Source organism: Accumulibacter sp. (assembly GCF_029255145.1).
Lineage (GTDB): Bacteria > Pseudomonadota > Gammaproteobacteria > Burkholderiales > Rhodocyclaceae > Accumulibacter.
In genome coordinates this window covers 1-19,519 of sequence record NZ_JAPUVQ010000145.1, presented here as the reverse complement: position 1 = coordinate 19,519, position 19,519 = coordinate 1, and the positions used below count along the sequence as shown (strand labels likewise).

Sequence of the window (19,519 nt, the reverse complement as noted above, 5' to 3'; positions counted from 1 at the left end):
CGCCGACGGCAGCCGGACGAGGTCCCGGCCGGCGGTCAGCCGCGCGCTATTTCTTCTTTGCGGTACTTTTCCCGGTTTTCCCGGTTTTCCCGGAAACCTTCCCGGACGGCGCTGTCTTGCCGGCAGTGCCCGATTTTGCTGCTTTCGCTTTGCTGGCTGGCGGCGGCGCGTGCTTCGCTGCCGGCTTCGGTCGCGGACCAGCTTCGCCGAAGCTGACTGGCGCGTCCTGGTCCTCGGCTGCCTTCGGGACGGCCAGCGTGGTCACCGAGCAAAACAGCAATCCCGCGGCCACCAATCCAGGCAGCAAGCGGTCGATGGTCCTGCTCATGATGGTCCTTTCAACGCATCTGCTCCAGTAAGCGTCGTCGCTGGGCAGGCAGAGCGCACTTCGCGGCGCGCCGACGCCAGGCGTGACGCGGGCGCCGTCAATGACTGGTGCCTTCCGAGCGCGATATCTTGTTCCACACGTTGTACTTGCCGACCGGTTTTTTGGCCGGGATGCGCTTCACCTCTTTCAAGGTCTGGGCGTCGATCACGATCAGCGCGCCTTCCAACTCCCAAAGGCTGGCCAGCGCGTAGCGGCCGTCGCGGGTGAACTCGACGTGCGCCAGCGTCTGCCCGGGCGCGGCCTCGATCTGGCCGACCACCTCCAGGGTCTGCTTGTCGATCACCTGCAGCGCGTTCTTGTGTTCCTTGCTCATCATCGAGTCAGTAAAGGCATAGCGACTGTTCTCGTGGCTGCGCAGGAAGAAACCCGGTCCGAGGGTCTTGATTTCCTTGATGATCTGGTAGGTTCCCAGATCGATGACGGTGATCACCCCTTCGTTTAGGTTTGGTGAGGCCATTACCGTCCGTTCGCGACCAGCCGGGTCCTTCCACTTCCAGGTGATTCCGGAGCCGAGATGCGGCATTCCCGGCAGGTCGAGGTCGGCGATCTTCTTGCGGCCGTCGAGAAAGATCACCTGTCCCTTGCTCGCCGAGCGCGACGCGCCGAGGATCTCGTGGTAGGTCTGGGTGAAGAAGAAGTCGTCCAGATAGTCCTTGAGCAGGGTTCGCCGCGGGTAGAACATGCCGGGCGTAAAGTGGCCCTCTTTGTACTGGAAGTCGTGTACCAGTCCTTCGGCAACCGGTTCGGCCTCGGGGTCGTAGCTGATCTCCCAGACTTCGGGAACGTCCTTCAAGGCCGCCACGAAACTTTTGCGCGGCGCCGCGTCATAGACCGCCGAGACCCGCGAAGTCTTGTCGCCTGCAGCATTCAGTGTCGGGATGACCTTCACCAGCGAGAGGTCCCCGGCGTCGAGCAGCACCAGGCTGTGCGGCAGGTAGTTGGCGACCATCACCCATTTGCCGTCGCCCGAGACGGCCGCGTTGCGCGTGTTGAGGCCGGCCCGGATCTCGGCGACGACCATGAGATTGTAGATGTCGAACTTGGTGATCCAGCCGTCACGCGAAGCAAAATAGACGAAACGCCCGTCTGGCGAGAACTTCGGCCCGCCGTGCAGCGCGTAGCGACTGGGAAAGCGGTACAGGCGCTCGAGCTTGTCGCCGTCGAGCAGCGACACATGATGGTCGCCGGTCTCGACGACGATGAAGAGATTGAGCGGGTCGGCTCCCCGCAGCCCGGGGCCGGGTTGCGCCGGCAGGTTCGCGGCGTCAGCGTTGACCATCTGCGAAGCGCGGATCTGCGCTTCGCCCCAGACCGGCGCCGGGGTCACCTTGCTGTAGATCAGGTCGCCAAGTTGCGCCAGCTCGTCGGCGCTCAGCTTGTCGCCGAAAGCCGGCATCTGGGTCGCCACCCGCCCCTCGCCGATGACCTTCAGCGCTTCCGGCTTGCGCAGTCGCTCGAGGCTTTCCGGTAGCAGCGCCGGACCAATGCCGCCAAAGCGGCTTTCGCCGTGACACGCGGCACAATGTTCCTGATACAGTGCGGCGGCGTTGCCGGTCGGTCCCGCGGCGCTGGCCAGTGATGAGGCGCCGCCAAGAAACACCGCCCAACAGCAGACGGAAAAGCCCCGCAGCCAGGTCATGAAGCCCTCCGCAAGCGGATGTAGGGGCTGACGCGCAGGCGCTCGTGGCCCGATTCGACGCCGATTTCCTCATCGTCGAGATAGCAGCCGGGATCTTCGGCCCAGGCGTCGCCGGTCAGTTGCTGGGCACGGACGCGGGTGTTGCCGTTGCAGATGTCGAAGTGCTGGCAATCGCCGCAGCGTCCCGAGACGCTGCGCGGAGACTGCTTGAGACCGGCCATCAGCGGGTCGGAAAGATCCATCCAGATTTCCGAAAACGGTCGATCGCGGATGTTCCCCAGGCTGTAATGCCACCACATGGTGTCGGGATGGACGTTGCCGAGATTGTCGATATTGGCCACGTTGACGCCGGACGAATTACCGCCCCACTGCGCCAGGCGGGCGCGGATGTTGGCCGCCCTGTCGGGGAATTTCTTCTGCACCCAGTGCAAAAAGTAGACGCCATCGGCGTCGTTGTTGCCGGTGGTGAACTCCTTGTGCAGGCCACGCTGCTGGTATTCCCAGCAGGTGTCAAAGAGCAGATCCATCGCCCACCGCGTCAGTTTGTGCTGCGCATCGTCCTTGCGATTCTTGTTGCCGCGGCCGGCATAGTTGAGGTGCGAGAAGTAGAAGCGGTCGATCCCCTCGTCCTCGACCAGTTCGAGCAGCCGTGGCAGGTCATGCGCGTTGTCCTGGGTCATCGTGAAGCGAACGCCGATCTTCAGGCCGAGGTCGCGGCACAGGCGGATGCCTTTCAAGGAGGCGTCGAAGGCGCCTTCCATGCGCCGGAACTTGTCGTGGGTGGCACCGATGCCGTCGAGCGAAACGCCGACGTAGTCGAAATCGCACGCGGCGATGTGTTCGATGTTCGAGGCGTCGATCAGCGTCCCGTTCGACGACAAACCGACGTAGAAGCCCATCGCTTTGGCCCGCTGCGCAATGGCAAAGATGTCCGGTCGCAGCAAGGGCTCACCGCCGGACAGAATCAGCACCGGCACACGAAAGCGCTTGAGGTCATCCATCACGATGAAGATTTCGTCAGTCGTCAGCTCGCCGGGGAAGTCCTTGTCGGCGGAAATCGAATAGCAGTGCTTGCAGGTCAGGTTGCAGCGGCGGATGAGATTCCAGATCACCACCGGCGCCGGCGGGTTCTGCTTCGGGCCGGGCTGCCTTGGAGCACCGAGTTCCTGCATGTACTGGGAGATCCGAAACATCGTTCAGCCCCTGATAGAAGACCGCGTATTAGAGAGCAGGCCCGGCCGGGTGGCCTTGACGTGGATCAAGCCTCACCTGATCCGGCGTCGGGCGCCTGGCCGGTGTCCGCGACCGCCGGCTAGCAAGCGGCAGCCCCGACGACGTATTCTCCCCCGCGCGTCCCCGGCGGGCAAGCACCCGTTGTGCTGGCCACTTCGCTCGCCGCTCGTTCTCCGCACGCGCCGATCCGATATCGGCCGTCCCTCGCCCGTCAGACGACCGCAAGGGTTGCGAAGGACCCCTCCCGTCGGCAGTAGCCAGCCCTGCAGTACCGCTCCGAGTTTGGCCCCTTGCTTCGCTGGCTGCGATTGCTGTCTTCTGGTGCTGCCGCAGCCGTGCACAGGGCTGGACGAGCGCCGCTGAACTGTTGTAAATATCGCATTGCCTCGCCGACCCCGACGGCGAGTCCTTCGCGCGTAGCAACCTGCCGTTTCATGAAGGCTTTTCGACGTTAACCTGGCGCATGATGGTCACCAAGTACTGCGCGCGCTGCCACCGTCCCGATGGCCGCTAAATTCATATCGGGCAACCGGCTGACGCTGTTGAACAGCGGCGCCGAGTACTTTCCGGAACTGATCCGGGCGATTGACGGGGCGCAACGTGACGTGCACCTCGAAAGCTATATTTTCGAGGATGATGCCACCGGCCGCGCGGTCGCCGAGGCCCTGAGCAATGCCGCGCGCCGCGGGGTCACGGTGCGCGTTCTGGTGGACGGTTTCGGCGCCCGCGAGTTTGCCGATCGCCTGCAGCCGGCGCTGGTCGAGGCCGGTGTCCAGGCGATGATCTACCGGCCCGACATTGCCCGCTTTCAGTTGCGGCGCCATCGACTGCGTCGTCTGCACCGCAAGCTGGCGGCGATCGATGGCGAAATCGCTTTCGTCGGCGGGATCAATGTCATCGACGATCTCAATACCCCGTACCAGATCCCGCCACGCTACGACTATGCGGTTCGCGTCGAAGGGCCGCTACTGACGCCGATTCAGCACGCGCAGCACCGCTTGTGGGAAATCGTGCTGTGGGCGAAGCTCAATCGCCGCTATCGCCTGACCCGTAGCTCGCCGATCGACCCGGAGGTGCGCGGCGAGCAGACCGCGGCCTTTCTGGTGCGCGACAACATTCTCCACCGGCGTGACATCGAGGAGGCCTACCTCGAGGCAATCGACGCGGCGCAAGAGGACGTCCTTCTCGCCAGCGCCTATTTCCTGCCCGGGCGGCGCTTCCGGAAAGCGCTGCAGAGCGCCGCGAAGCGTCGCGTGCGGGTGGTCATCCTGCTGCAGGGGCGGATCGAATACCGCCTGCTGCACTATGCCACGCAGGCGCTTTATGGCCGATTGCTGGGAGCCGGCATCCGCATTTTCGAGTACCGGCGCAGTTTCCTGCATGCCAAGGTGGCGGTCATCGACCGCCACTGGGCAACCGTCGGCTCGTCGAATATCGACCCCTTCAGCCTGTTGCTGGCCAGGGAGGCGAACATCGTCGTCAAGGATCCAGTGTTTGCCGAAACGCTGCGGCAGAGTCTTGATCAGGCAATGCTGAATGGTGCGCGCGAGTTGCCGGTCGACAGCTGGAAGCGCTTGCCGTGGCCTTCCCGCCTGCTGCGCTGGGTCAGCTACAACCTGGTGCGAGTACTGGTCGGTATCGTCGGCTACGGTGGCAAGCGTTAGCCGGGACAAACGCCGCGTAACGCGGGTACGCGATCGATCGACCAGGAGGCGATCGCCCAGCGCCAGAAGTCGCCAAGCGGTCCGGCACTGATTTCCGCCGGCACCGGGTGGCCCAGGAAATGCAGCGCCGCCGATAGCAGCGCGCTGCCCGCCGCCGGGTCGACTGCGCTTGCCCGCGTCTGTTTCGAAAGCTTCTCGCCCGCCGCATTGGTCACCACCGGCAGGTGGGCGTAAGTCGGCGTCGGCAGCCCCAAGCGCCGCTGCAACCAGATCTGGCGTGGCGTCGAATCAAGCAGGTCGACGCCGCGGACGACGGCGTTGACCCCTTGTGCCGCGTCGTCGGCGACCACCGCCAGCTGGTACGCATACTGCCCGTCGGCGCGCAGCAGGATGATGTCGCCGACCGCGCGTTGGAGGTTCTGCTGCATGGGGCCTTGCACCCGATCGTCAAAGGCGACGACCTGGTCCGGCAGGCGCAAACGCCAGGCGCGCGCCGCTCGTCCGCCGACCAGACCAGCACGACAGGTTCCGGGGTAGACCAGCGCGCCATCGACCGAGCGCGGTGGCGAGTGCGAGGCGATCTCGCGCCGCGAGCAGGCGCAGGGGTAGACGTCGCCGTCGAGTTGCAGGCGTACCAATGCGGCGTGATAGAAGTCGAGGCGACGGCTCTGGACCAGGACTTCGCCATCCCAGGCAAAGCCAAAGCGTTCGAGCGTCCGCCGGATGTGGTCCGCTGCACCGCGCACCGTCCGTGGCTGGTCTACGTCTTCGATGCGCAGCAGCCACTGGCCGTTGTTGGCGCGGGCATCGAGATAACTGCCCAAGGCAGCGACCAGCGAACCGAAGTGCAAGGGGCCGCTCGGCGAAGGCGCAAAACGGCCGCGATAGGGTGAGCGGGGACCTTCGCCACTTGCGGCGTGGCCACTCTGCGCGCGTTCCTCAGAAGTCATCGTCACGTTCCTGGCTGGCACTCGTGTCGCCAGCCGATTTGTTCGCCGCGCGCCGGGTGGCCGTCCCGGGGCGCGGCTCGGCACTGATCACCGGGCGCCTTTGTTTTTCCACCGCCGCCGCGTAAGATCCGCCGGTCATTACAAGGACTCCAGCCATGAGCGGTCGTTTGTTCACCCCTGCCAACGAAGCTGCCATTCTCGCCGAGGCTCTCCCGTACATCAAACGTTTCCACGGCAAGACGATCGTCGTCAAGTACGGCGGCAACGCGATGACCGACGAGCATCTCAAGCAGTGCTTTGCGCGTGACGTCGTGTTGCTCAAACTGGTCGGAATGAACGTGGTGGTGGTGCACGGCGGTGGGCCGCAAATCGAAAGCCTGCTTGCCCGGGTCGGCAAGAGGGGTCACTTCGTCCAGGGAATGCGCGTCACCGATGCCGAGACGATGGAGATTGTCGAGATGGTGCTCGGCGGTCAGGTGAACAAGGACGTCGTCAACCTGATCAATCAGGCCGGTGGCAAGGCGGTTGGGCTGACCGGCAAGGATGGCAGTTTCATTCGCGCCAAGAAGCTGCTGCTGGCGAACGATGACCATACCGGCGACCTGATCGACGTTGGTCAGGTCGGGGACATCACCCAGATCGATCCATCGCTGATCGGGCACCTCGAGGCAGGTGGCTTCATCCCGGTCGTCGCGCCGATCGGTGTCGGCAAGGGCGGAGAAACCTTCAACATCAACGCCGATGTCGTCGCCGGCAAGATTGCCGAAATCCTCAAGGCCGAGAAGCTGGTGCTGCTCACCAACACCCCTGGCGTCCTTGATCAGAGCGGCAAGCTGATCACCGGCATGACACCGAAAGAGATTGTCGCGATGGTCACTGACGGCACGCTGTCCGGCGGCATGCTGCCCAAAATCAGCTCAGCGCTCGACGCGGCGCGCAATGGCGTCAGGAGCGTGCACATCATCGATGGCCGGGTCGAACACGCGCTGTTGCTCGAAATCCTGACCGATCACGGGGTCGGGACAATGATCAACTCGCACTGACCAGGAGATCCCGCTGAGCAGCCCGCCACCGGTCTGGCTGTTTGACCTCGACAACACGCTGCACGACGCCAGTCCGCACATTTTCCCGCACATCAACCGCTCGATGGTGGCGTACATCCGCGAGTCGCTGGGAGTTGACGAGGACGAAGCGACCCGCATCCGCCAGGACTACTGGCAGCGCTATGGCGCGACCCTGCTCGGCATGATGCGGCATCACGGCGCCGATCCGCGGCACTTTCTCTGGCATACCCATCAGTTTCCCGACCTCCGGCGGATGCTGGTCTTCGACCGTGGTCTGCGGGCGATGCTTGGCCGCCTGCCGGGGCGCAAGATCGTTTTCTCCAACGCGCCGGCGCGTTACAGCGAGGCGGTGCTCGAACTGACCGGAATCAGGAGCTGCTTCGACGCCGTGTACTCGGTCGAGCGCATCCGCTTTCAACCCAAACCAGCGGTTGCGGGCTTCCGTCGCTTGCTGCGCAGCGAAGGGCTTGACGCACGGCGCTGCATCATGGTCGACGATGTGCTATCCAATCTCCGAACCGCCAAACGGCTCGGCATGAAGACCGTCTGGCCAAGTGCGGCGACGCGCCTGCCGGGGTGGGTGGACGTCAGACTGGTCTCGATTCTCGACCTGCCGCGTCATCTGCCACGCTTGTGGCGGCGGGATTCGCTGGCTTGAGGAGTGCGTAGCGAGAAGGGCCAGAGCACAGTCGCCATCGACGATTGTCCACAGGTCCCCTGGCTCGCCGCGAGCCTGGCCCATCCGTCAAAGCTCGTGCCGGTGCGCGTCAGTGGGTGCGGCCGATGGCGTGACGTTCCGCACACGATGGCCGGCGCTGTCGTGTACACTTCGCGCGAGGCAACTCTTGGTCGGTGCACATGCGAGACTCGGCTTCACTGGAACAGCAGCTGCTTGAACACCAGGCGATCCTCGCACATTCGGGGATCGCGGTGGTGTGCACGCGCAATCGTCGGGTATATCGCTGCAACCCGCGCGCGGAGGAGCTTTTCGGTTGGCCGGCGGAAACACTCGTTGGTCAGGATGACCTGGTGTTCTATGCGAACAGCGAGGCCTGCGATGCGCTGCGCCGGAAGGCCAGGCAGCTGTTGCGCGATGGCAAGACCCTCGACCTCGAAACCGAACTGGCGCGCCGTGACGGCAGCACGTTTATTGCCCACCTGGTTGCGCGTGCCATCGACCCCGACGTGCCGAGCGAAGGGTCGGTCTGGATTGTTCGCGATATCACGCATGAAGCCACAGCACGCGAGGCGAACGCGCGCCTGTTGCGCGAGCAGCAGCTCATCTTTCAGAACGCCGAGACCGGCATCGTGATCCTGCGTGAGCGCGTCATCCAGCGCTGCAATCGTCGCTTTGCCGAGATCATGGGGTACACGCCGGACGAACTCGTCGGCCAGTCGACCCGACTCTACTACCCGAGCGACGAGGCGTGGCTGGAAACCGGCCGTCGGGCGTATGCGGCGATCGCTGCAACCGGTATCTACCGCGGGCAGACGGCCTTCTATCGCCGCGATGGTACGCCGATCTGGAGCGACATCACCGGCAGCATGATCAACCCGGCGAAGCCTGACGACGGCCACATCTGGCTCTACGAAGACGTAACCGAGAAGCGCCGGGCGAGCCGGGCGATGGATGCCTTGCTGCGCGAGCAGACGCTGATCTTCGAACGCGCCCCGATCGGCATCGCCTTTGTTCGCGAACGCGTCATCCAGCGCTGCAATCCGAGTTTCGAGAGGATTTTCGGTTATCTGCCGGGGCAAATGCTCGGTCGCTCCACCCGCGTCTGCTTCGCCAGCGAAAGCGCATGGCTCGAAGCGGGCGAGCGGGTGTACTCGGCGATTGCCGCGTCCGGAAGGTTCATCGGCGAGATCGAGTACCGCAAGGCGGATGGAACGACCATCTGGTGCCAGGTCACCGGCAGCCTGCTCGATCCGGAAAACGCGGACGAAGGCCACGTCTGGCTGTTCGAGGACATCACCGCCCGCCGCGCCGCCGAGCAGGCTCTGCGCGAAAGCCATCTCGAACTCGAGAGACGGGTGGCCGAGCGTACTCTTGAACTCTCGAGGCAACTGCATTTCATGCAGCAGCTGGTTGAGGCAATTCCCGGGCCGGTGTTCTACAAGAACCGCGCTGGGCGCTATCTGGGCTGTAATCAGTCCTTCCTCGAAATGCTCGGCAAGCCCCGCGAGGCCGTGGTCGGGGCGACGGTCTACGACGTTGCGCCGCGTGAACTCGCCGACCGCTATAGGGCAGCCGACGAGGAGCTGTTTCAGCGTTCCGGCTCGCAGGTTTACGAGACGAGGGTGCTGCGCGCCGACGGCGAGTACCGCGATGTCGTCTTCCACAAGGCGATCTATGGCTCGCCCGGGGAGTGCGGCGGCGGCCTGGTGGGGATCATGCTCGATATCACCGAGCGAAAGCGGATGGAGGCCGACCTGCAGCAGGCGGCGACGGTTTTCGACTGCAGTGCCGAAGGAATCACGATCACCTCCCCGACCGGCAATATCGTCAACGTGAACCGCGCTTTTACGGAGATCACGGGGTACGCCAAAGACGAAGTCGTCGGCGGCAACCCGCGGATGCTGCATTCAGGACTGCAGGATGCCGAGTTCTATCGCAAGATGTGGCGGACGCTGGTCGCCAGCGGGCGCTGGAAGGGCGAAATCTGGAACCGGCGCAAGGATGGCCAGGCCTTCCTGGAGTCGCTGACGATCAGTGCCGTCAAGGGCCATGATGGTCAGGTCACGCACTACGTCGGCGTCTTTTCGGACATCACCGAACTGCGCAGGGCTCACGATCAGCTCGATCACCAGGCACACCATGATTCGCTGACCGGCCTGCCCAACCGGCTGCTGCTCGGTGACCGATTGCGCAAGGCCCTGCAACGCGCCCGCCGCGACGGGAAGGGGCTGGCGGTCCTTTTCATCGATCTCGATCGATTCAAGAATATCAACGATACGCTCGGTCACGAGGTTGGTGACCGCGTGCTGTGCGAGGTCGCGCGACGCCTTGGTGGACTGATGCGTGAAGCGGACACCGTCGGGCGCCTCGGCGGCGACGAGTTCCTGATCGTGATCGAGGACTTCGTCGAGCCTTCGGCCGTCTCGCACATCGCGGACAAGATTCTCAACGCCCTGCAGGGTTCGCCGGTGACGGTAGAGCATGAGTTCTTCGTCGGCGCCAGTATCGGCATCAGCCTCTTTCCGCAGGATGGAGACGACGGCGAAACACTGATGAAGAACGCCGATGTGGCCATGTACCGGGCCAAGGATAGTGGCCGCAACGCCTACGAGTTCTTCACCAAGGATCTGACCCAGTCGTCGCTGGCGCGTCTACAAATGGAGACCGACCTGCGCCGGGCAATCGATCGTGGCGAGCTGCGGGTGTTCCTGCAGCCGCAGTTCTCGCTGACCACCGGCAAAGTGGTCGGCGCCGAAGCGCTGGTGCGCTGGCAGCATTCGGAACATGGGCTGGTGTTGCCGGGGGAATTCATCAAACTCGCCGAGGAATCGGGCTTGATCGTCCCAATTGGCGAATGGGTCCAGTACACCGCCTGCTGCCAGTGGGCGGCCTGGGTCGACGCCGGCCTCAACCCCGGGGTCTTATCGATCAACGTTTCCGGCGCCGAGTTCGCGCGCGGCCGCATCCAGGAATCCGCCCGCAAGACGCTCGAATCCTCGCGGCTGGCAGCGCATTTTCTCGAACTGGAGATTACCGAAAGTGCAATCATGAGTCACGCGGAGAGCAGCGTTCAGGTTCTTGACAACCTGCGCGCAATGGGGCTCAACCTGGTGATCGACGACTTCGGCACCGGTTACTCGTCGCTCGCGTACCTGAAACGCCTGCCGCTGAACAAGCTGAAACTTGACCAGAGTTTCGTTCGCGGCTTGCCGGCGGACATCGAAGATCAGGCGATCAGCCGGGCGGTCATCGCGCTCGCCCACAGTCTGCAGCTGACGGTGATCGCCGAAGGCGTCGAGACCGACGCGCAGCGCGACTTCCTGACTGGCGAAGCCTGCGACGAAATGCAGGGTTACCTGTGCGGCAGGCCAATGCCTTTCGACGACTACCAGCAGCGTTTCCTCGGGGAATGAGCACCGATGGCTGAAACGGTTTCGCGGCTGGCGTTTGTCGACGCCTTGAAGGCGGTGGCCGTGCAGTTGATCGTCTTGCACCATCTGGCATTCTACGGGCCGATGTCCGACCAGGCCTACTCGCTGGCTCCTGACCTGTTTTCCTGGCTGAGCCAGGACGCACGCAGCGCGGTGCAGGCATTTCTGGTCATTGGTGGATTTCTTGCCGCGCGCAGTCTCGCTCCGGCGGGCACGCTGCTATCGTCGCAGCCGCTGGGGCTGCTGCGCAAACGTTACCTGAAGCTGGTCACCCCGTATCTGGCGGCGGTTCTGGTGGCCATCGCCTGTGCAGCGATCGCCCGCTTGCTGATGACGCATGACTCGATTCCCGGACGACCGACGCTGCCGCAGGTTGCCGCGCACGCGCTGTTGCTGCAGGACGTTCTGGGCTATGAAGGACTGTCGGCGGGAGTCTGGTACATCGCGATCGACTTCCAGCTGTTTGCGCTGCTGCTCGGGATCCTGTGGCTGGCCCGCCGCCTGGGTCGCCGGGTCGGCGCGCCACTGGTCGGCGCACTGCTGGTAGGCCTGGTGGCGCTGGCGTCGCTGTACCACTTCAACCGCGATTCGGCCTGGGACGCCTGGGCGATCTACTTCTTCGGTTCCTATGCCTTGGGGGCACTGACCTACTGGGCGAGCAATCGGCAACGGGCGGCGGGATGGTTGCTGCTGATCGGCGCCAGCGTGGTTGCCGCACTGTTCGTCGACTACCGCTCGCGGATCGCCGTGGCCTTACTGGTTGGCCTGGCGCTAGGCCTGGCCCGCCGCAGCGGGGTTCTCGAAAGCTGGCCCAGGTCGCGGGTGGTCGCCTACCTGGCAACGATCTCCTATTCCGTCTTTCTGATCCATTTTCCGGTCTGCCTGGTGATCAACGGGCTGTTCTCGCGCTTTGGCATGCCCGATCCGACGGTCAAACTGGCTGGCGTGTTGGTCGCCTGGCTGGCCAGCCTGGCCGCCGGGGGGCTGTTCTACCGTTTCGTCGAAAGCCCGGCGCAACGCGGGTTTCGGCGACTGCGATGGGTGGCCACTTAACAGGAAGGTTTCAGCCACGCGGCGGCAGACAACGCAAAGTAGCTCAGGATGCCGTCGGCACCCGCTCGCTTGAAGGCCAGCAGGCTCTCGAGAACGCACGCTCTCTCGTCCAGCCAACCGTTCTGGGCGGCGGCCTTGAGCATCGCGTACTCGCCGCTGACCTGATAAACGTAGGTCGGGACCCGGTATTCTTCCTTGACGCGGCGGACGATGTCGAGATAAGGCATCCCCGGCTTGACCATCACCATGTCAGCGCCTTCAGCCAGGTCCAGCGCGACCTCGCGCAGCGCCTCGTTGGTGTTTGCCGGGTCCATCTGATAGGTGTGCTTGCTGCCCTTGCCAAGGTTGCCAGCCGAACCGACGGCGTCGCGGAACGGACCGTAGAAGCTCGAAGCGTACTTGGCCGAGTACGCCAGGATGCGCGTGTGCACCAGCTTCGCCGCGTCAAGTTCGCGGCGAATCCGGGCGACCCGGCCGTCCATCATGTCCGAAGGCGCGACGATGTCGGCACCCGCTTGTGCATGCACCAGTGCTTGCCTGGCTAGAACTTCCAGCGTCTCATCGTTCAACACATAACCCGACGGGTCGTCAGCGTCGATCAGCCCGTCCTGCCCATGGCTGGTATAGGGGTCGAGAGCGATGTCGGTAATCACCCCCAGCTCGGGAAACTCTTTCTTCAGCACCGTGACCACCCGCGGCACCAGGCCATCCGGGTTGTAAGCCTCTTCGGCCGCCGGAGTCTTGCCGGCAGCGTCGATCACCGGGAACACGGCCAGTGCCGGGACGCCGAGTGCCAGCATCTGTTCCGCTGTCTTCAGCAAGTGGTCCAGGCTTTGCCGCTCAATGCCGGGCATAGAGGCGATCGGCTCGAGGCGCCTGGCGCCGTCGAGAACGAACACCGGATAGATCAGGTCGTCTGCCGTCAGCCGCGACTCGCGCATCAGGCGACGCGAGAAATCGTCACGGCGCATGCGGCGCAGGCGCGTACCGGGGAAGTTTCCTTTGCTGTCCATGGAATCCGTTTCGACAAGATCGAGACAATTGACAAAAAGACCGGCCGGGCAGGGAACTATCGCCGGGCCCTCTGCTCTTATCACTCGGATGGCCTCGCCATCCCCCGCTTCACCTCCCTGAGCGGGTGCCTTATTCCTGTAAGGCATGTTGCCCCCGGCCCCCCTTGGCCGGGGGTTTTTTTTACCCTTTGCCTCTGCTGCAGGGCCGTCGCGCGCTCCAGCCGATGGCGTTGCGCTTCTTCGGGCGTGCCGTCTTCTCGCCGGCCAGCCCGGTCGGCGGTGGCCGCTCTCCCCTGCTCGCCAGGCCCAGCCATGCACCGAGGATCGTCTCCGCTTCCTGCACGCCCGACTTTTTCAGACTTGAAAACAGCTGCTGCGTGCAGTTGCCGGCGATTCCCGTCAGCACCGTCCGCACCTCGCGCAAGGTCAGCACCTGTTGCTGGCGACTCAGTTTGTCAGCCTTGGTCAGCAGGACGTGAATCGGCTTGCCGGTCGGCGCGAACCAGCCGAGCATCTGCAGGTCGAGTTCGGTCAGCGGATGGCGACTGTCCATGATCAGCACCAGACCACAAAGCGCTTCACGATAGCGCAGGTACGGGGCAAGCAGGCCCTCCCACTGGTCACGGATTTCTTCCGGCGCCTTGGCGAAGCCGTAGCCTGGCAGATCTACGAAGTACTTGCCTTCCTCAAGCCGGAAATAATTGAGATGCTGCGTGCGTCCCGGTGTCTTGGAGACGAACGCCAGACGCGTGTGGTTGGCCAGGGTGTTGATCGCCGACGACTTGCCGGCATTCGAGCGCCCGGCGAACGCGACTTCGTACTGCGAATCGGTCGGCAGATCGCGCAAGTCGGCAACGGTCGTCGTGAAAACGGCTGTCTGAAAGAGTGGCATCGAGTAACCGGAGTGAGGAGGGACGGGCACGTGCAAACAGCAAACTGATATAGAATATCAGGTTTGTTGCCTGCCTTCTCCGGGCCAAGATCAGTCACCGTTGTCAATGGGAGTTTGGACATGATTCGTACAATGGCACTAGCGGTGATCCTGACCGCCAGTTTCCCCGCCCTCGCAGCAGAACCGGCCAAAGCCAAGGTCGACCCGGCAAAAGGCAAGGAAATTGCCGAGGGCGTTTGTGTCGGCTGCCACGGCGCCGACGGAAACAGCCCGGCAGCGCCCAATCCGATCCTTGCTGGCCAGATCCCCGAGTATCTGCACAAGCAGCTGAGCAATTTCCAGTCAGTAGACGGAAAGCCGCCGGTACGCAATAACGCGATCATGGGCGGCATGGTCGCGGCGTTGTCGGACGAAGACATGAAGAGTCTGGCAGTCTATTTTTCCCAGCAAAAAATGAAACCCTCGGTGGCCAAGGATGAAAAACTGCTTGCCGAGGGCCAGACGCTGTGGCGCAAGGGCGACTTCGAAAAGGGCATCCCCGCATGTGCTGGCTGTCACGGCCCGAGCGGCGCCGGCCTGCCGGTACAGTATCCGCGGCTGGCCGGACAGTACGCGGAATACACAGTGAGTCAGCTGATGGCCTTCAGAAGCCACGAGCGAGCCAACGATTCGGAAAAAATGATGCGAGTCATTGCCGGCAAGTTGTCGGACGCTCAGATCCATGCCGTCGCCGAGTACGTTGCCGGCTTGCGCTAGCAGCAGCTGCCGCTGGTCAGTGGCGATGGCGCATTGACGCCGCTTGGCATTGAGCGCCGGACGCTCTAGTATGGTACTGCTGACTTCCTGACCAGAAAGGACGCTCAATGAAAACAATCAGGCAAATCCTCGACAGCAAGAGTGGGCCGTTGGTAACCGTTTCGCCAGACGACGCGGTTTTCAAGGCCTTGCAGGTGATGGCCGAGCACAACGTCGGTGCGGTCCTGGTGGTCGACGGGGACCACCTGCTCGGCATATTCTCGGAGCGTGATTACGCTCGCAAGATGATCCTCTTCGGCAAGTCCTCGAAAGAAACCCCGATTCGCGAGATCATGACCGACAAGGTGCTGTGCGTGACGCCGGACCGGACGGTCGACGAGTGCATGGCGCTGATGACCGACCGGCACTTCCGTCACTTGCCGGTTCTCGACGGCGACCGCAGGATTCTCGGCGTTGTTTCGATCGGCGATGTGGTCAAGGAAACGATCAGCGCGCAGCAGTTCCTGATCGACGAGTTGGGCAAGTACATCAGCGGCTCTGCGATCTCCGAGCCCATACTCCCGGACTAGCGCTGTCGCGGGCCGCCGCCGCAGACGGTCGCGCGGATCACGAGCGCTGGTGTGGGGCGCGGTTCTACACAATTCTTGTGTCGCACTTCTGCCGGGCCGTTCGCCGTGGCAACAACGTCCCGTTTTGAGGGGTAGGCGCGTGGCCGCCGGCCGTTCCCCTTCCACCACCAGTCCGTGACGGGCAGCACACCCTGCCGGGGCCGAGGTGAAGCCCTGAAGCCGGACCCACGTTGCCGCAGAAGACGACCATAGCGCTCCCCTTGGCGGCGGCCAGGAGTAACCGGAATCGCCTGCTCGTTGACCACCGGCAGCACCGCGTTGGCGGCGCGTCGGCACCGTCGCTCGCGGATGTCCATCGAATCGACCCATGACTTATCCCACCATCCTCAGCGCCTCCATATTCCTGCTCATCGTGTTCGCCGTCGAGCGACTCTGTCGGCGGTGGGGCGTACCATCGGTCATCGTTCTGGTCGCCAGCGGCCTCCTGGCCAGACCGATCCTCGACTCCCTTGGGGTGACGCTTGGCTGGGCCGGCACCCTGGTGCCGATCATCGGCACCATCGGCCTGGTGCTGATCGTGCTGGAAGGGGCTCTGGACATCGAATTGCGGCGCCAGCGCCTGCGCCTGATCGGCGCCACCTTCATGCTGGCGACCGCCGGCTATCTGATCTGCGTACTTGTCTTCGCCGGTGTCGGCAGGTTGGTGCTGGGGCTCGGCGCGGTACAGGCGGTGCTGCTGGCAACTTCCGTAGCAGTCATCAGCAGCGCCGTAGCCATCCCGGGAAGCACCTTCCTCCCGCCGAAGGCGCGCGAACTCATCGTCTACGAGAGTTCGATGTCGGACATCATCGGCGTTCTGGTGTTCTTTTCGCTGCTGCATTCGGACGGCAGTGTCCAGGGCGCGGTGTTGGCGCTCTTGGGCGGAGGCATCCTGTCGCTGCTGCTGTCCGTGCTCTGTGCGCTGGCGCTGATGGTACTGCTGCTGCGCGTCGCTGGTCCGATCCGCTTCGTGCCGCTACTGGCGGGCCTGTTCGCGCTGTATGCCACGGGCGAACTGCTGCACCTCTCGCCCCTGATCATGGTGTTGTTCCTGGGGCTGCTGCTCAACAAGCCATCGCTGGTCACTCGCTTCCGGCCAATCAGAGCCTGGGTCAGTGACGATTACGAATCCACTCTGTCCGAATTCAGGACGCTGGTGGTCGAACTGACCTTTGTCGTTCGCGGCTTCTTCTTCGTGCTGCTCGGCTACTGGACCGATCTGTCCGACCTCGCTTCGCCGTCCGCATGGATCGCCGCGGCGCTGGTGTTGGCGGTGGTCTATGGCAGCCGCTTGCTGCTGCTGCGGGTGATAGTGGGTGCGGCCGCTGCGCGGCCCTTGATGTGGATCGCCCCACGCGGCTTGATCACCGTCCTGCTCTTTCTGCATGTCCGGGAGGCCTTTTCCTTGCCCAGCTATCTGAATGGCTCGGTGATGCTGGTGGTGCTGATCTCGTCGGCGCTGATTCTGGTCGCCAGCTTCCAGGTCGGTCGCCGCCAGACGGTCCGTCCGCCAGGTCAAGTGCGGTCTTTGCCATCCCCCGCTGACCAGGCACCCCCTACGGCCGGCGCCGAAGTCATTCGGGAGTCGGGCGAGCGGGCGTGAGCCGGTCTGGGGCAGCTGCTCGGCGAGCGCCGGTGTGGTCAACGAGCGTAGGGGGGACTTTCAGCCGCGCCGGTTTGCTCGTGCGCTTTTGGTGGCCATCGACGGTCACCAAGGTGCTTGCATTTTTCCTGGTGCTCGGTTCTAATTGTGCCCTCGCCTTGTTGGCTTCCACCTGACTTCCATGCTGCGCTCCGAGGGATTTGACGCTTTCCAGCTTTCGGCAGCTTCCGTGTTCGTCGTTGCGGCTTCGTGCTCGGTAGCTTCCGTACGCGTACTACCTGACGCACCGTGGCGGGCCGGGAAAAAATAAGTCGAGACGCAGCAAACGACAGCAGATTCCAGAAACCCCCGCCGGTGCAAGCCGGGCGGGGGTTTCGCATTTCTGGACCAACGCCCGGCGACCGCAGCAGTTCTTCTTGAAGGAGAGTCCCTTGTCCACGCAAACACCCGAAACCCTGACCGGAGCGCAGATCGTCGTGCGCCTGCTCGAACGGCAGGGCATTCGAACCTTGGCCGGCATCCCCGGCGGGGCGATTCTGCCGATCTATGACGCCTTGTCCAAGTCAGCGCTGATTCATCACGTTCTGGCGCGGCATGAGCAAGGGGGGGGCTTCATGGCGCAGGGAATGGCCCGCGCCACCGGCACACCGGCGGTATGCATGGCTTCTTCAGGCCCCGGTGCGACCAATCTGCTGACCGCGATTGCCGACGCCAAGCTGGATTCGATTCCGCTGGTCGCGATCACCGGGCAGGTGCCACGGGCGATGATCGGTACCGACGCCTTTCAGGAGGTCGATACCTATGGCCTGAGCATTCCGATCACCAAGCACAACTTCCTCGTCGGCTCGGCCGAGGAGCTGCTGGACGTCGTTCCACGTGCCTTCCAGATTGCCGCCTCGGGTCGCCCGGGCCCGGTACTGGTCGACATCCCGAAGGACGTGCAGAATCAGCTGGTTGAAGTCAGCGAGTGGCCCGAGCCGGGTGGCGCTGCGCCGGTTCCCACGCCGGCGGTCGAACTGGTCGCCGCAGCCGCGGCGATGATCAACGATGCCGCCAAACCGATTCTTTATCTCGGCGGCGGGGTAGTGCACTCGGGTGCTTCCGAAGATGCCGTGGCGCTGGCCGAAAAGGCCGGGCTGCCGACGGTGATGACCTTGATGGCGCTCGGTGCGATGGCCGTCGACCATCCGTTGTCGCTGGGCATGCTCGGCATGCACGGAGCACGCTGCACCAACCTCGCGCTCGACGAGTGCGATCTGCTGATTGCCGTCGGCGCTCGTTTCGACGACCGGGCGACGGGCAAGGTGGCAGGCTTCTGTCCGCAGGCGAGGATTGTCCATATCGACATCGATCCGTCGGAACTCGACAAGATCAAGACCGCGCACATCGGTATCGCCGGTGACGTCCGCGCTGTCCTGCAGGCGCTGCTGCCGAGCATCGAGACGCGCCGGCGAGAGGTCTGGCTGTCGCGCGTCGGAAGCTTGAAAGAGGCGTATCCGCTGCGCATGCCCGGGATCGACAACCCGCGCACGCCCTATGGGCTGATCCGGGCGGTGGCCGATTGCCTCGACGATCAGGCGACGATCATCACCGACGTCGGGCAGCACCAGATGTGGGTGGCGCAGGCGTATCCCCTGCACCGGCCGCGGCAGTGGCTGACTTCCGGCGGCCTGGGAACGATGGGCTTCGGGATGCCGGCGGCAATCGGCGCGGGGCTGGCCGAGCCGAACCGGACGGTCGTCTGTTTTACCGGCGACGGCAGCATCCTGATGAACATCCAGGAACTGGTCACCGCCGCCGAGGAGCAGGTCAATGTCAAGATCGTGCTGATGAACAATTCATCGCTGGGTCTGGTCTTCCAGCAGCAGACGATGTTCTACGGCGAGCGGATTTACGCGTCGAAGTTCAAGGGTATGCCCGACTTCGTCAGGGTCGCCGAGGGCTTCGGGGTGGCAGCCGTCGACCTCGATCAGGAAAGTGATCCGCGCGCGGCGCTGGCCAAAGCGCTGTCGGCACCCGGTCCGATGCTGATCCACGTCAGCATCGCGATCGACGAACAGGTCTTACCGATGGTGCCGCCGGGTGCCGCCAACAAGGACATGATTGGAGGCTGACTGATGAACTCGATCTCACGAATGGAAAACCAGGCGGTGGCTCGCACGGTGCTCGAACTGGATGTCAACAATCACGCCGGCGTCATGTCGCACGTCGTCGGTCTGTTTTCTCGCCGCGCCTACAACGTCGAGGGCATCCTGGTGATGCCCGTCGGTAGCGGCGTGACCAGTCGCATCTGGTTGCTGGTTAACGAAGACGAGCGCCTCGACCAGATGGTCAAGCAGGTAGAGAAGCTTGAGGACGTTCTCGCCGTCCGTCGGCACGGTGCCGAGCACGAGGTCTTTGTCCGGCTCGAAGAGTTTTTCCTCTAGCAGCCTGTCGGACTTCACGCTGGCTAAGCCGGCGCGTTTCACCATACGCAACAATCAAGCCGGATTTTCGTGATTTTCCGGCTTTTCCGAGGGTTTTCCCCTCATTTTCCCTACTGTGGG

17 protein-coding genes are annotated in these 19,519 nt (G+C 63.6%); 10 read left to right on the top strand and 7 right to left on the bottom strand.

What is annotated here, in order from left to right; all coding sequences use genetic code 11:
• Window positions 1-46: 46 nt before the first annotated feature.
• The 3 genes from Q1L50_RS18035 to nirJ form a co-directional block, all read right to left on the bottom strand.
• Entirely contained in the window at window positions 47-328 is a 282-nt protein-coding gene (locus Q1L50_RS18035; RefSeq protein WP_300341475.1) for a hypothetical protein, read from the bottom strand.
• A 97-nt stretch (window positions 329-425) separates the two neighbouring features.
• On the bottom strand, window positions 426-2,027 hold the full coding sequence (locus Q1L50_RS18030; RefSeq protein ID WP_300341473.1) for a nitrite reductase: 1,602 nt from the start codon (window positions 2,025-2,027) through the stop codon (window positions 426-428).
• A complete protein-coding gene (gene nirJ / locus Q1L50_RS18025) occupies window positions 2,024-3,220 on the bottom strand; it encodes a heme d1 biosynthesis radical SAM protein NirJ (RefSeq protein ID WP_300341470.1) in 1,197 nt (398 codons plus the stop codon). Before nirJ ends, Q1L50_RS18030 begins: the two co-directional genes overlap by 4 nt.
• A gap of 543 nt (window positions 3,221-3,763) precedes the next feature.
• On the opposite strand from nirJ, the gene clsB reads away from it, so the two are divergent.
• On the top strand, window positions 3,764-4,924 hold the full coding sequence (gene clsB, locus Q1L50_RS18020; RefSeq protein ID WP_300341468.1) for a cardiolipin synthase ClsB: 1,161 nt from the start codon (window positions 3,764-3,766) through the stop codon (window positions 4,922-4,924).
• Here clsB and gluQRS read toward each other — a convergent pair.
• On the bottom strand, window positions 4,921-5,874 hold the full coding sequence (gene gluQRS, locus Q1L50_RS18015; protein ID WP_300341466.1) for a tRNA glutamyl-Q(34) synthetase GluQRS: 954 nt from the start codon (window positions 5,872-5,874) through the stop codon (window positions 4,921-4,923). The genes clsB and gluQRS overlap by 4 nt on opposite strands.
• Window positions 5,864-6,013, bottom strand: coding sequence for a hypothetical protein (locus Q1L50_RS18010; RefSeq protein WP_300341464.1), 150 nt, complete (start codon window positions 6,011-6,013; stop codon window positions 5,864-5,866). The genes gluQRS and Q1L50_RS18010 overlap by 11 nt, the downstream gene beginning before the upstream one ends.
• 16 nt (window positions 6,014-6,029) lie before the next feature.
• Here Q1L50_RS18010 and argB point away from each other — a divergent pair, with 16 nt between their 5' ends.
• From argB to Q1L50_RS17990, 4 genes are all read left to right on the top strand, one after another.
• Window positions 6,030-6,917 carry an acetylglutamate kinase gene (argB, locus tag Q1L50_RS18005; RefSeq protein ID WP_300341462.1) on the top strand — a complete coding sequence of 296 codons (888 nt, stop codon included), beginning with the start codon at window positions 6,030-6,032 and terminating at the stop codon, window positions 6,915-6,917.
• Between the two features lie 13 nt (window positions 6,918-6,930).
• On the top strand, window positions 6,931-7,596 hold the full coding sequence (locus tag Q1L50_RS18000; protein ID WP_300341633.1) for a pyrimidine 5'-nucleotidase: 666 nt from the start codon (window positions 6,931-6,933) through the stop codon (window positions 7,594-7,596).
• Window positions 7,597-7,796: 200 nt separating this feature from the next.
• Complete coding sequence (locus tag Q1L50_RS17995) at window positions 7,797-11,030, top strand: PAS domain S-box protein (protein WP_300341631.1); 3,234 nt, start codon at window positions 7,797-7,799, stop codon at window positions 11,028-11,030.
• Window positions 11,031-11,036: 6 nt separating this feature from the next.
• Window positions 11,037-12,101 carry an acyltransferase gene (locus tag Q1L50_RS17990; protein WP_300341461.1) on the top strand — a complete coding sequence of 355 codons (1,065 nt, stop codon included), beginning with the start codon at window positions 11,037-11,039 and terminating at the stop codon, window positions 12,099-12,101.
• On the opposite strand, the gene hemB is transcribed toward Q1L50_RS17990, so the two are convergent.
• Both hemB and yihA read right to left on the bottom strand, forming a co-directional pair.
• On the bottom strand, window positions 12,098-13,114 hold the full coding sequence (hemB, locus tag Q1L50_RS17985; RefSeq protein WP_300341459.1) for a porphobilinogen synthase: 1,017 nt from the start codon (window positions 13,112-13,114) through the stop codon (window positions 12,098-12,100). The genes Q1L50_RS17990 and hemB overlap by 4 nt on opposite strands.
• A gap of 181 nt (window positions 13,115-13,295) precedes the next feature.
• A complete protein-coding gene (gene yihA, locus Q1L50_RS17980) occupies window positions 13,296-14,006 on the bottom strand; it encodes a ribosome biogenesis GTP-binding protein YihA/YsxC (protein WP_300341457.1) in 711 nt (236 codons plus the stop codon).
• 120 nt (window positions 14,007-14,126) lie between these two features.
• On the opposite strand from yihA, the gene Q1L50_RS17975 reads away from it, so the two are divergent.
• From Q1L50_RS17975 to ilvN, 5 genes are all read left to right on the top strand, one after another.
• On the top strand, window positions 14,127-14,762 hold the full coding sequence (locus Q1L50_RS17975; protein ID WP_300341455.1) for a c-type cytochrome: 636 nt from the start codon (window positions 14,127-14,129) through the stop codon (window positions 14,760-14,762).
• A gap of 107 nt (window positions 14,763-14,869) precedes the next feature.
• Window positions 14,870-15,331, top strand: coding sequence for a CBS domain-containing protein (locus Q1L50_RS17970; protein ID WP_300341453.1), 462 nt, complete (start codon window positions 14,870-14,872; stop codon window positions 15,329-15,331).
• Between the two features lie 367 nt (window positions 15,332-15,698).
• Entirely contained in the window at window positions 15,699-16,973 is a 1,275-nt protein-coding gene (locus tag Q1L50_RS17965) for a cation:proton antiporter (RefSeq protein WP_300341452.1), read from the top strand.
• A gap of 431 nt (window positions 16,974-17,404) precedes the next feature.
• The gene (gene ilvB / locus Q1L50_RS17960) at window positions 17,405-19,087 is read left to right on the top strand and encodes an acetolactate synthase large subunit (protein WP_300341450.1); all 1,683 of its coding nucleotides are present in this window, start codon (window positions 17,405-17,407) and stop codon (window positions 19,085-19,087) included.
• A 3-nt stretch (window positions 19,088-19,090) separates the two neighbouring features.
• Window positions 19,091-19,399, top strand: a complete 309-nt coding sequence (gene ilvN / locus Q1L50_RS17955) for an acetolactate synthase small subunit (protein ID WP_300341448.1) — start codon at window positions 19,091-19,093, stop codon at window positions 19,397-19,399.
• Window positions 19,400-19,519: the final 120 nt, after the last annotated feature.

Excerpts from the sequence above, each read along its gene's own strand:
- Q1L50_RS18035 (WP_300341475.1), bottom strand. The coding sequence starts at position 328 with ATGAGCAGGACCATCGACCGCTTGCTGCCTGGATTGGTGGCCGCGGGA.
- Q1L50_RS18030 (WP_300341473.1), bottom strand. The coding sequence starts at position 2,027 with ATGACCTGGCTGCGGGGCTTTTCCGTCTGCTGTTGGGCGGTGTTTCTT.
- nirJ (WP_300341470.1), bottom strand. The coding sequence starts at position 3,220 with ATGTTTCGGATCTCCCAGTACATGCAGGAACTCGGTGCTCCAAGGCAG.
- clsB (WP_300341468.1), top strand. The coding sequence starts at position 3,764 with ATGGCCGCTAAATTCATATCGGGCAACCGGCTGACGCTGTTGAACAGC.
- gluQRS (WP_300341466.1), bottom strand. The coding sequence starts at position 5,874 with ATGACTTCTGAGGAACGCGCGCAGAGTGGCCACGCCGCAAGTGGCGAA.
- Q1L50_RS18010 (WP_300341464.1), bottom strand. The coding sequence starts at position 6,013 with ATGACCGGCGGATCTTACGCGGCGGCGGTGGAAAAACAAAGGCGCCCG.
- argB (WP_300341462.1), top strand. The coding sequence starts at position 6,030 with ATGAGCGGTCGTTTGTTCACCCCTGCCAACGAAGCTGCCATTCTCGCC.
- Q1L50_RS17995 (WP_300341631.1), top strand. The coding sequence starts at position 7,797 with ATGCGAGACTCGGCTTCACTGGAACAGCAGCTGCTTGAACACCAGGCG.
- Q1L50_RS17990 (WP_300341461.1), top strand. The coding sequence starts at position 11,037 with ATGGCTGAAACGGTTTCGCGGCTGGCGTTTGTCGACGCCTTGAAGGCG.
- hemB (WP_300341459.1), bottom strand. The coding sequence starts at position 13,114 with ATGGACAGCAAAGGAAACTTCCCCGGTACGCGCCTGCGCCGCATGCGC.
- yihA (WP_300341457.1), bottom strand. The coding sequence starts at position 14,006 with ATGCCACTCTTTCAGACAGCCGTTTTCACGACGACCGTTGCCGACTTG.
- Q1L50_RS17975 (WP_300341455.1), top strand. The coding sequence starts at position 14,127 with ATGATTCGTACAATGGCACTAGCGGTGATCCTGACCGCCAGTTTCCCC.
- Q1L50_RS17970 (WP_300341453.1), top strand. The coding sequence starts at position 14,870 with ATGAAAACAATCAGGCAAATCCTCGACAGCAAGAGTGGGCCGTTGGTA.
- Q1L50_RS17965 (WP_300341452.1), top strand. The coding sequence starts at position 15,699 with ATGACTTATCCCACCATCCTCAGCGCCTCCATATTCCTGCTCATCGTG.
- ilvN (WP_300341448.1), top strand. The coding sequence starts at position 19,091 with ATGAACTCGATCTCACGAATGGAAAACCAGGCGGTGGCTCGCACGGTG.